The organism is Nonomuraea indica (genome assembly GCF_002850745.1).
Classification (GTDB): Bacteria; Actinomycetota; Actinomycetes; order Streptosporangiales; family Streptosporangiaceae; genus Nonomuraea; species Nonomuraea indica.
The window spans coordinates 312,801-324,544 of sequence record NZ_KZ559470.1; the positions used below are offsets into that span (position 1 = coordinate 312,801).

Annotated in this window: 6 protein-coding genes; 3 read left to right on the forward strand and 3 right to left on the reverse strand. The window is 75.1% G+C overall.

Going from position 1 to position 11,744, the window contains the following annotated elements; genetic code table 11:
- Positions 1-3: 3 nt before the first annotated feature.
- The 3 genes from CXR44_RS16180 to moaA all read right to left on the reverse strand — a co-directional run bounded on the left by CXR44_RS16180 (position 4) and on the right by moaA (position 8,404).
- Positions 4-5,181 (reverse strand): non-ribosomal peptide synthetase, encoded by a 5,178-nt coding sequence (locus CXR44_RS16180; RefSeq protein ID WP_101786852.1) that lies wholly within the window; start codon positions 5,179-5,181, stop codon positions 4-6.
- Positions 5,178-6,617 (reverse strand): thioesterase domain-containing protein, encoded by a 1,440-nt coding sequence (locus tag CXR44_RS16185; RefSeq protein WP_101786853.1) that lies wholly within the window; start codon positions 6,615-6,617, stop codon positions 5,178-5,180. Before CXR44_RS16185 ends, CXR44_RS16180 begins: the two co-directional genes overlap by 4 nt.
- 797 nt (positions 6,618-7,414) lie before the next feature.
- Positions 7,415-8,404: a GTP 3',8-cyclase MoaA gene (moaA, locus tag CXR44_RS16190; RefSeq protein ID WP_101786854.1), complete on the reverse strand. Its 990-nt coding sequence runs from the start codon at positions 8,402-8,404 to the stop codon at positions 7,415-7,417.
- A 238-nt stretch (positions 8,405-8,642) separates the two neighbouring features.
- On the opposite strand from moaA, the gene CXR44_RS16195 reads away from it, so the two are divergent.
- From CXR44_RS16195 to CXR44_RS16205, 3 genes are read left to right on the forward strand one after another with little or no spacing between them, the layout of a single operon-like run.
- A complete protein-coding gene (locus CXR44_RS16195) occupies positions 8,643-9,797 on the forward strand; it encodes an RtcB family protein (RefSeq protein WP_101786855.1) in 1,155 nt (384 codons plus the stop codon).
- Between the two features lie 60 nt (positions 9,798-9,857).
- On the forward strand, positions 9,858-10,514 hold the full coding sequence (locus CXR44_RS16200; RefSeq protein WP_101786856.1) for a hypothetical protein: 657 nt from the start codon (positions 9,858-9,860) through the stop codon (positions 10,512-10,514).
- Positions 10,515-10,550: 36 nt separating this feature from the next.
- Positions 10,551-11,579, forward strand: coding sequence for a glycerophosphodiester phosphodiesterase family protein (locus CXR44_RS16205; RefSeq protein ID WP_245899200.1), 1,029 nt, complete (start codon positions 10,551-10,553; stop codon positions 11,577-11,579).
- The last annotated feature ends 165 nt before the right edge of the window (positions 11,580-11,744 follow it).

An 11,744-nucleotide genomic window follows, 5' to 3' on the forward strand; every position in this document is an offset into this window, starting at 1 on the left:
TCCTTACTCTCCCGTCTGGCCTGGGTGAGGCCGGTGCGTGGTGGGACGTGCCCGGCGCGCCGCGATCCGGCGGGCGGCACGCTGCGTTCCGGCCGGCCGGCGTTCGCCGTCGAGGTGTGCGGCCAGCGCGCGGATGGTCGGGAAGCGGAACAGGTCGACGATCGGCACGTCGCGGCCGAGCGCGGCGGCCAGCCGCGCCTGGACCTGTGCGGTGGCCAGGGAGTGGCCGCCGCTGTCGAAGAAGTTGGCGGCGGCGGAGATCCTCGGCAGGCCGAGGATCTCCCGCCAGATGCCGGCGAGGAGCCGTTCGGTGCCGGTGGCGGGTTCGTGGTCGCCGCCGGCGGCGGCCCGTGGTGGCGGGACGGGCAGGGCGGCGCGGTCGAGCTTGCCGTTGGGGGTCAGCGGCAGGGCGGGCAGCAGGACGACGTCGGCGGGCAGGGCGTGGTCGGGCAGGGTGGCGCGCAGATGGCGGTGCAGCTCCCCGGCCTGTACGGCGGGGCCGGCCGGGACGGCGTAGGCCCGCAGGACGGGCCCGCCGGGCTGACCGGCGGCGGGGGTGGCGGTGACGGCGGCGGCCCGCACGCCGGGGTGGGCGAGCAGCGCGTGTTCGATCTCACCGAGCTCGACGCGGTGGCCGCGGATCTTCACCTGGTCGTCGGCACGGCCGGCGAGGACGGCACGGCCGGCGGGGTCGTAGCGGCCCAGGTCTCCGGTGCGGTACCGGCCGGTGCCGTCGGGTTCGGTGGTGAAGCGGTCGCGGGTGAGGTGGGGGTCGAGGTAGCCGCGGGCCAGGCGGCGGCTGCGGATGACGACCTCGCCGAGTTCGCCGACGGCGGCCGGCTGGCCGCCGGGGGTGACGATGAGCAGTTCGGCGCCGTCGACTCCGTGTCCGGCCGGCAGGGGGTCGCCGCTGCCGGGTACGGGCTCGGCGATGTCGTGGACGGCCTGCACCTGGGGGGTCTCGGTGGTGCCGTAGGTGTTGAGCAGGCGGGCCGTGGGAGCGATGTGCCGGAAGCGGGCGGCGTCGGCGTGGGTGAGCCGGTCGCCGCCGAACAGGACGAGCCGCAGGTCGGGCAGCGGTTGGCCGGCGGCGGTGAGGAGGGTGGCGAGCTGGGGGGTGAGGTGGGCGGCGGTGATGCGGTGCCGCCGGAGCCAGCCGGCCAGCCGGGCGGGGTCGCGGACGGTGTCCTGGGCGGGCACGAACAGCCGGGCGCCGAGGGTGAGGGGGGTGAAGGCGTCGCGCAGCAGCGGGTCGTGGGCCAGCCCGGCCAGCAGGGCGAACCGGTCGTCGCCGGTGAGGTCGTGGGTGCGCGGGTACCAGTGGAGGAAGCGCGCGAGGGGGCCTTCGGCGGTGACGACGGGTTTGGGGTCGCCGGTGGTGCCGGAGGTGAAGGCCAGGTAGCCGCGCCGGCCGGGCGGCACGGCGGGGAACGCGCCTTCGGTGTCCGGGGGTGCGGCGCCCGCGCCCGCCCCGTCCACCGCCGCGGGGCCGTCCGTGGCGAGGGGGATGCGCGGGAGCCAGGCCAGCTCGGCGGGCGGGGTGAGGCCGTGGCAGGTGATCAGGGCGCGGGCACGGGCGGCGCGGGCCTGGGCGGCCAGGCGGGCGGGGGGCAGCGCGGCGTCGAGCACGGCCCATCGGGCGCCGGCGGCCAGCACGCCGAGCAGCAGCGCGGGCAGGTCGCTCTGCCGCGCCGCGAGCACCGCCACCGTGTCCTGCTCGTCCTGCGCGCCCGTGACCTTGTCCGGTCCGTCCTGCACGCCCGCCACCGTGTCCGGCCCGTCCTGCACGCGCGCGACCTTGTGCCGCTCATCCTGCGCGCCCGCCACCGTGTCCTGCTCGTCCTGCGCGCCCGTGACCTTGTCCGGCTCGTCCTGCGCGCCCGTATGCGGCTCCCCCGCTCCCCCGGGCCGCAGGGCGGTGGTGACCGCGGCGCCGGCCGCCCTCGCCAGGGCGGCCAGCTCGGCGTAGGTGAGGTCCCCGCCCTCGCCCGTGACGGCCGGCCGGTCGGGGTGGGCGTTCGCCTGCCGCAGGAAGCTCTCGACGAGGCCCGGCCCGTCCCACGGGGGCAGAGCGGCGCCGCCGTCGGGCAGCGCGGCGGCCGGCGGGGCCGGCCGGTCCCCCGCTCCCGCGTGCCCGTCGAGGGGGCGCAGGCGGGCCCGGCCCACCGGCCGCTCCGGGGTGGTGACCAGCTCTGACAGCAGGTGCAGGTAGCCGGACAGCAGCGCCTCGACGCGGTCGTGGCGGTACAGGCGCGGGTTGTAGACGGCCTGCAGCAGGTAGCGGCCGTCCCGTTCGGCGACGTACATGGTGAGGTCGAACAGCGATCCGGGCAGGCCGGGCGGCAGCGGCTCGGACCGCACGCCCGGCAGGTCCAGGCGCGGCTCGGCGAAGTCGTACATGTTGAACAGGACCTGCACGAGCGGGTTGCGCGACAGGTCACGGCCGGGCACCAGCCGGTCCACGAGCCGTTCGAGCCGCACGTCGAGGTGGGCCAGCGCGCCGGCCAGGGTGTCCTGGCAGCGGGTGACGTGCGCGTCGAAGCCGGCGTCGTCGTCGACGCGCAGCCGTACGGGCAGGACGTGGACCAGGCAGCCGGCCAGCGGTTCGAGGGCCGGGTGGCGGCGGTCGGCGACGGGCGTGCCGACGACGAGGTCGCGCCGTCCGGTCAGCCGGGCCAGGACCTGCGCGAACGCGGCGAGCATCACCGTGTACGGCGTGCCGCCCACGCGGGCGGCCAGGCGTCTGACGGCGTCGCTCAGCGCGGCGCCGGCCTCGGCGGTGACGCCGGCGCCGTCGAACGTCTGCACCGGTGGGCGTGGGTGGTCGCGCGGCAGGTCCAGCACCGTCGGGACGCCGTCGAGAGCGGCCGCCCACCAGTCGAGGTCGGCGGAGGTCTCGCGGCCGGCCAGCCAGGCGGTGTACCCGCCCGCCGAGGCGGGCAGCGCCTCCAGCCGCTCGCGGCGGTAGGCCGCGCTGATGTCGCGGTAGAGGACGCTCTGTGACCAGCCGTCGAAGACGATGTGGTGGACGGTGACGGCCAGGACGTGCAGGTCGTCGTCCAGGCGCAGCAGGCGGGCCCGCCACAGCGGCCCGCCCGCGAGGTCGAACGGGCGGCGGGCCTCCTGCTGGAGCCGGTCGGCGAGCGCCTCCGGGGTGACGTCCTCGACGGGCAGGGGGACGTCGCCCGGCGGGGCGACGGCGACGGCGGGCACGCCGCCGGCGTCGGGGACGCGCCAGCGCAGCGCCTCGTGGCGTTCGGCGACGGCGGCCAGGGCCGCGCGCAGCGCGGGCAGGTCGAGCGGACCGGCGAGGCGCTGCGCCATCGCGATGTTGTGGGCGGGCGAGCCGGGGGCCAGCCGTTCGACGAACCACATGCGCCGCTGGGTGGGCGACAGCGCGGCGGGGGCGACGGCGGGCGGCTCGTCGTGGACGGCCGGGCACTGCTCGGCCCGGCGGGCGATGCCGGCGACGGTCCGGCCGGCGAGCACGTCCTCGACCGCGACGCGGCGGCGCAGCGCGGCGCCGAGCAGGGCGGTGAGCCGCATGGCGAGCAGGGAGTGGCCGCCGGCGGCGAAGAAGTCGTCGTCGCGGCCGGGTTCGGCGGTGGCGAAGGCGCGCGCCCACGCGGTGGCGACGGCCCGCTCGGCGGGGGTGCGCGGCGGTCCGCCCGCCGGCGCGCCACCGTCCGCCGGGGTGGGGCGGCCGGTGAGCCCGCGCAGCGCGGCCAGGTCCACCTTGCCGGCGACGGTCATGGGCAGCACGGGCAGCCGCACGACGCGGGTGGGGATCATGTACGGGGGCAGGTGGTCGCGGCAGTGGTCGCGGACGCCGTCCAGGCCGGGCGCGTCCTGCGGCGTCAGGAAGGCGGTCAGCTCCTTCAGCCCGGCCGGGCCGGTGGTGACGTCGGCGACGGCCTGGCGGATCGCGGGGTGGGTGCGCAGCACCGCCTCGACCTCGCCGATCTCGACCCGCTGCCCCTGGATCTTGACCTGCCGGTCGAGCCGTCCGAGGAAGGCGATGCGTCCGTCGGCGTCGAGCGCGACCCGGTCGCCGGTGCGGTACAGGCGCGCGCCGGGCTCGCCGCAGGGGTCGGGGACGAAGCGTTCGGCGGTCAGGCCGGGCCGGCCGAGGTAGCCGCGGGCCAGCTGGGGGCCGCCGATGCACAGCTCGCCGGGCGTGCCGGGCGGGCAGGGCCGCAGGTCCTCGTCGAGGATGCGGGCGACGCAGCCGGGCAGGGCGTGGCCGATGGGCAGCGGCCGGTCCCAGGCGCCGTCGAGTTCGGTGCCGACGACGCACACCGTCGTCTCGGTGGGGCCGTACCAGTTGTGGAAGCGGCGCGGCCCGGGGCGGGTCCAGCGGGCGACCTGTTCGGGGCCGGCCGGCTCGCCCGCGGTGAGCAGGTCGCGGAGGGTGGGCAGGCCGGCGGGGTCGAGCAGCGGCAGCAGCGCGGGTGGGATGGTGCCCCAGGTGACGTGGTGGTGTTCGAGGAACTTCTGCAGGCGGGCCGGGTCGACCCGGTCGTCGTCGCCGATGAACGCGACCGAGCCGCCGCGGGCCAGCGGGGCGAACACGTCGAGCACGGACACGTCGAAGCCGAGCGCGGCGAAGCCGATCGACCGGCAGCCGGCGTCCAGGCCGAACACCTCGCCCGCCATGGTGACGAAGGCGACGACGGCGGCGTGGCTGACCGTGACGCCCTTGGGGCGGCCGGTCGAGCCGGAGGTGTAGAGGGTGTAGGCGGCGTTGGCCGGCCGGGTCAGCGGCGGCGGCGGGTCGTCCCGCCGGCCGTGGCGCGGGGGCAGCAGCCGTACGGGCAGCCCGGCCAGCAGGCTCTCGCCGGTGCCGTCGGCGACGACGGTGGTGATGCGGGCGTCGTCGATGACGGTGGCCAGCCGGCCGCGCGGGTGGGAGGGGTCGAGGGGGACGTACGCGGCACCGGACAGCAGGACGCCGAGCACGGCGACGAGCAGGTCGGGGGTGCGGCGGCCGCACACGCCGACACGCGTCTCGGGGCCGGCTCCGGCCTCGCGCAGCCGGTGGGCGAGCGCGTTCGCGGCGGTGGTCAGCTCCAGGTAGGTGAGGGTGTGCTCCCACTGCCGGATCGCCGGGGCGGCCGGGGTGCGGCGTGCCTGGGCGGTGATCAGGTCGTGCAGGAGCGGCCCGGTGGTCGCCACGGTCACCGCGGTCCCTCCGTGGGGTCGGCGGGCATGCCGGAGGTGTGCGCGTCACCGGGGTGCGCGCCGGCAGGGAGGTCACCGGTGTGGACGTCGAGGCTCAGCCGTACCGTGTCGTACGGCACCGCGACCGCGGCCAGCGCCTCGCCGCGCGTGGTGGGCAGGGGCAGGTGCAGGACCTGCCAGCGGGACGGGGTGTGCGGGCCGGGCCGGTCGTCCCGGGCGCGCCAGGGGCCGGGGTCGGCCAGGTCGGGGAAGGCCGCTCGCGCGACGTCCCGGGCGCCGGCGGCGGCGAGGGCGCGTTTCGACATGACGGTGCGCAGCTCCAGCCAGTGCCGGTCCTCTTCGGCCGCGTCCTCGATCTGCTCGCGTTCGGCGGGGCTCAGCTCGGCGGGGCTCAGCTCGGCGGCGCGCGGGGGTTTCGAGGGGGCGGCCAGGGCGATGGCGACGCCGACGCGCGGGTCGCGGGCGGTGGCGGCCAGCCACAGGTCGCCGGCGTGGCACACGCTCGCCCATCCGTCCGGGTCCGGGGGGAGCCGAACGACCTCGTCGGGGTAACGGCGCAGCGTCCCGGCGGGCGGCGCGGCATCCTGGCCGGGGTGACGGCGCAGCGTCCCGGCGGGCGGCGCGGCGGCTCGTGAGGGGTCCGGCGTCCTTGCGGGCGGGGCCGGGGCGGGCGGCTGGCGCAGGAGCAGGCGGACCTCGTCGGGCTCCGGCGCGGCGGCCCGCCCGGCCAGGTCGGCGGCGATGAGGCGCGCGAGGTCGGCGGGGGTGTCCTTGACGAAGAAGTGACCGCCGTGCAGCGTGCGCAGCCCGAACCCGGCCGTGGTGTGCCTGGCCCAGCCGAGCATGTCGGCCGCGCTCACCTCGCCGTCGTCGAGCCCGGTGAAGGCCATGATCGGGACGTCCAGCGGCGGCTCGGGCGCGTAGCGGTAGTTCTTGATCCAGGTGAAGTCGGCACGGAGCAGGGGCAGCAGCAGCTCGCGCAGCTCCGGCTCGTGCTTGAGCCCGGGGTGCGCGCCGGCGCGGCGGACGAGCTGGTCGATGAACGCGTCGTCCGGCAGGTCGGCCGTGACCGCCAGCGGCACCCTGCGGTGCGGCGGGTGCGCGCCGCCGACGTAGAGCCGCGCGGGAGCGGGCAGACCGCGGCGACGCAGCTCGCGGGCGACCTCGAACACGATCCGCGCGCCCATGCTGTGGCCGTACAGGGCGTACGGCTCGCCGGTGGCGAGGGCGATCTCGTCGGTGATGCGGCCGATGGTGAAGACGGGCGGTTCGGTGATGCGGCTCTCGCGGCCCGGCAGGTGCAGGGGGGTCACCGTGACGTCGGCGGCGAGTTCGCGCTGGAGGCCGGTGTAGGCGCTGGCGCCTCCTCCGGCGTACGGCAGGCAGAAGATCGTGCGGGGCCGCTCCGGGCGGGCGGGGTGGATGCCCTGCGGCACCGCGGTCAGCTGGCCGGTGATGGCCCAGCACCTCCCCGGAGGGAGGCGGTCGTGCGGGGGTCGCAGGGGGCGGGCGTCGGCGGGGGTGTTCGTCGCTGCTGAATGTGGAGGTGTTCAATCGCCATGTTACGGCGCTCCTCGACAAATGCCTAAAAGACGCTTAATGGGATTTCGACCGGACGACTATCACATTTTCTGTGATGCGCCGTCAACCACGGCAAGACTCTTATATCCACCACTTACGGGCGGCGTCAACAGCGTGTTTACGTGGCCCGCAACCTTGCCGAGGTAACGGTAGTCAATCCCTCCAGCGATCTTGCTTCACGCTGCTGCCGATGATAAAGCACCTGGACACATTACGGACATACGCGACTTCTTGTTCGGTCCGCCCGATACCGGTTTTGCCCCACTAGATATTGTTTGGGCTGTTTGGGGGCGTGTGCTGCCGCCTGTCCCCCGGGCACGCGATCACCGGCGAGGACGGCGCGGTGTGCGCCGGCCGTCGCACGGATGGCGCGGAGAATGCGCACAGGAGTTCTCGTGACGCCATTCCCGGATACCGGCGGCGTGTCAGCACCATCCGCCGCCCACGGTCGTCACAGCTCCGCGCAAATGCCGTCAGTCAAGAAGCGGACGCGAGGATTTCGGACCCCCTTGACAAAGCCCCACGCCCGGCCTGGGCAGCCTCGCTCCCGCGCCATCGGCTCCGCGAAGCGCGGAGGTATAACACAATTCTCCATTTCCTCGACTGGGCCCTGTCAGGGCCGGCGCCGCTTTTCCTGGAGAGAAATTCGCGCTCAGCCGCCGATGGCCGACATCGGCCGCGAGGGCTGCAGGAACGACGGGTCGTCGATGCCGTGCCCCGCGCGCTTGCCGGCCACCGCGGCGATCCACCGCTCGGTCAGCTCGTCGTCCGAGGCGCCCGCCCGCATGGCCGTCTTGAGGTCGGACTCCTCCCGGGCGAACAGGCAGTTGCGCACCTGCCCGTCGGCGGTGAGCCGGACCCGGTCGCAGGCGCCGCAGAACGGGCGGGTCACCGACCCGATGACGCCCACGCGCGCGGGCCCTCCGTCCACGAGGAACCGCTCGGCCGGGGCACTGCCCCGCTCCTCCAGGTCGTCGGGGGTGAGGTCGAACGCGTCCGACAGCAGGCCCAGGATCTCGTCTGCGGTCACCATGCCGTCACGGCTCCAGCCGTGCTGGGCGTCCAGCGGCATCTGCTCGATGAAGCGCAGCTCGTAGCCCTGCTCCAGGCAGAACCTCAGCAGCGGGACGGCCTCGTGGTCGTTGACGCCGCGCATCAGGACGGCGTTGACCTTGACGGGTCGCAGGCCCGCGTCGTGCGCCGCCGCGAGGCCGGCGATCACGTCGTCGTGCCGGTCGCGGTGCGCCAGCCGCTTGAACGTGCCGGGGTCGAGCGTGTCGAGGGAGACGTTGACCCGGTCGAGGCCCGTCTGCGCCAGCGGCACGGCGAGCCTGGCCAGGCCGATGCCGTTGGTCGTCAGCGAGATCTGCGGACGGGGTCGCAGCGCGGCGGTGCGGGCGACGATCTCGGGCAGCTCCCGGCGCAGCAGCGGCTCGCCGCCGGTGTAGCGGACCTCGGTGATGCCGAGACGCTCGACGCCGATCGTGACCAGGCGGACGATCTCGTCGGCGGTCAGCAGCTTGGCGTTGGGCAGCCAGTCGAGCCCTTCGGGCGGCATGCAGTAGGTGCACCGCAGGTTGCACTTGTCCGTGAGTGACACCCGCAGATCTGTCGCCACCCGTCCGAACGAGTCTCGCAACACGGGCGTCACCTCCTGTCCGATGGCCGGGACAGCAAGCCTACGGCCCACTCCGGGTCGCCCTCACAGCCGCCCATCCCTCATGACAACAGCTCCCCGGCGGGCGTGATTCCCCTCGGGCGCCGTGCGGGGGGACTCCCTCGATCATGCATCACCCCACCGGGGAGGGGCAGCATAAATGAGTGGGGTTCTCGTCATGATCGCGGCACACTGGGCCGCGGACGAGTAAGGAGATCCCGTCATGCCGCACCAGCCCGCACCCAACCTGCTGTCATGGGCCAGCGAGATCGACGAGGGCGCGATCGCGCAGGCCGCGCGCACCGCCCGGCTGCCGTTCGTGGCCGGTCACGTCGCCCTCATGCCCGACGCGCACGTCGGGATCGGGGCCACGGTCGGCTCCGTGATCCCCACCGAGGGCGCGATCATCCCGGCCGCCGTGGGCGTGGACATCGGCTGCGGCATGGTCGCCACCGAGACCACCCTGACGGCCGCCGACCTGCCCGACGACCTGTCCCGGCTGATGCCGATCGTGGAGCGGCGCATCCCGGCCGGCGTGGGCAAGGGGCACGACGACCCCGCCCTCGACCGGACGCTCGCCTCGCTCGGCCTGCCGCACACCAGCCTGACGCCCAAGCAGGAGAGGACGGTGGCGGCGCAGTTCGGCACGCTCGGTTCCGGCAACCACTTCGTCGAGGTGTGCCTGGACGAGCGGGAGCGGGTGTGGACGGTCCTCCACTCGGGCTCGCGCGGCATCGGCAACCAGCTCGCGACCAAGCACATCGCCGGGGCCCGCGCGTTGATGCGCCGTCTGGCGATCGGCCTGGAGGACCCGGACCTGGCGTACTTCACCCAGAGCACCCCGGAGTTCACCGCGTACATCGAGGACATGCTGTGGGCGCAGCGCTACGCCATGGCCTCGCGGGCGCGGATGGACAAGGTGCTGGTCGAGGCCCTGTTCCGGGTGGTCGGCAAGGGCGCGCGGGTGCGCACCATCAACTGCCACCACAACTACTCCGAGCGTGAGACGCACGCCGGCAAGGACCTGTGGATCACCCGCAAGGGGGCCATTAAGGCCGACTCCGGCGACGAGGGCGTGATCCCCGGCTCGATGGGGACGCGGTCCTACATCGTGCGCGGGATCGGCAACCCGGCGTCGTACAACTCCTGCTCCCACGGGGCGGGGCGGCGGATGTCGCGCGGACGGGCCAAGCGGGAGCTGTCGGCGCAGTCGCTCAGCGAGGCCATGCGGGGCCGCACCTGGAACTCCGACCGGGCCGCCGCGCTGGTGGACGAGCACCCCGAGGCGTACAAGCCGATCGACCAGGTGATGGCCGACCAGCGTGACCTGGTCGAGGTGCAGCACACGCTGAGCCAGGTGTTCAACTACAAGGGGTGATTCGACCAGGTCACCGCGGGTATGCGACGGTCCGGGAAACCGTCGAGAGGGGGCCCGGTCATGCGCCGTGTCGTGGCGTCAGCCGCCGTCGCGCTCGCCCTTGCCGCCGCGGGCTGCGCCAACCTGTCCAGCGACTACAACGACCCGACACAGCTGCACCGCCCGCAGAACGACGGGGCCAACGGCACCGTGGACCAGGTGCACGTGCGCAACGCGTTCATGCTCGGCCCGGAGGGCGCCGCGTCGCGCCGGCAGGCCACCGGCCGGCCGACCGGAGAGCCGGGCGCGCACCAGCCCGGCGGGCAGCCGACGGCCACGCCCGGACAGCCGACGGGACAGCCGGGTGGTGGGAAGGCGGCGGCCGGGGAGCTCCCGTTGTACGCGGTGCTGGTGAACGACCGGTCCGAAGCCGTCCGGCTGGAGCAGGTGACGATCGAGGGTGGCGGCACGGTGCGGCTGGCCGGCGCGGTCGAGGTGCCGCCGGGCGGCATCGCGGGGGCCGACCGGCCGATCGGCACGGTCAGCGGCGCGTCCACGCGCACGTGGTTGCCGATGACGTTCACCTTCGCCGCCGGCCCTCGCCTGAAGCTCATGGTGCCGGTGCTGGCCAGGAGCGGCATGTACGCCACCTACAGCCCGTCGCCGCAGGGCGTCCCCACGGGCTCGCCGCCACCGGCCACGGCGACGCCGAGCCCCGCGCCCACCGGCTCGCCGTGATCGCGGCGCGGCCCGGCGGGCGGTACGGTCACCCTTGTGCCGTCCGCTTCGACCGACTCCGCTGACGGGCGCGGCCGGGCTCCCCTGGTGATCGCCCACCGCGGCGCCAGCGCCCACCGCCCCGAGCACACGCTCCTGTCGTACGAGGCCGCCATCGCGATGGGGGCCGACCACATCGAACCCGACCTGGTCGCGACGAAGGACCACGTGCTGGTGGCCCGGCACGAGAACGAGATCTCCGGCACCACCGACGTGGCCGCCCGGCCGGAGTTCGCCGGCCGGCGGACGACGAAGGTCGTCGACGGGCGGCCGGTCACCGGCTGGTTCACCGAGGACTTCACGCTCGCGGAGCTGAAGACGTTGCGGGCCAGGGAGCGGGTGCCGGAGCTGCGGCCGGGCAACACCGCCTTCGACGGGCTGGCCGAGGTGCCGACGTTCGAGGAGGTCGTCCGGCTGGCGCGGCGTCACGGCGTGGGCGTCTATCCGGAAACCAAGCACCCGAGCCACTTCGCCGCCCTCGGGCTGCCGCTGGAGGAGCCGCTGCTGGCGGTGCTGGAGGCGGAGGGGATGGCCGAGGTGTTCGTCCAGTCGTTCGAGACGGCCAACCTCATGGCGCTGCGCTCCCGCACGCGGCTGCCGCTGATCCAGCTCATCCCCGTCGCGGGTGCCCCCTACGACCGGGTGGCGGCCGGCGATCCGCGCACGTACGACGACATGGTGACGCCGCGGGGGCTGCGCGAGGTGGCCGCGTACGCGGACGGGATCGGCGTGGACACGCGGCGCGTCGTGCCGGCCGGCCCGGACGGGCGGCTGCTGGCGCCGACCACCCTCGTCGCCGACGCGCACCGCGCGGGCCTGCAAGTGCACGTCTGGACGATCCGCAACGAGAACTCCCAGCTCCCCCTCGACCATCGGCTGGGCGACCCCGCGAGTCCCGAGTTCGCGCGGGCGACCGGCGACGTGGCGGGCTGGCTCGACCGGCTGCTCGAACTGGGCGTGGACGGCGCGTTCTGCGACGACCCGGCGATGGGCCGCGCCGTCGTCACCCGCCGACGCCACAGGTAGCCGGCACGGCGGTCACCCGCCGACGCCGCAGCCCGACCGGACCGCCGTCACCCCGCTAGCACCGCAGGCGGACCGGACCGCCGTCACCCGGCCGCGCCACAGTGAGAAGGAACCGCCGTCACCCCCGCCGCACCGCAGGCGGACCGGACCCCCCCCCCCCCCGCC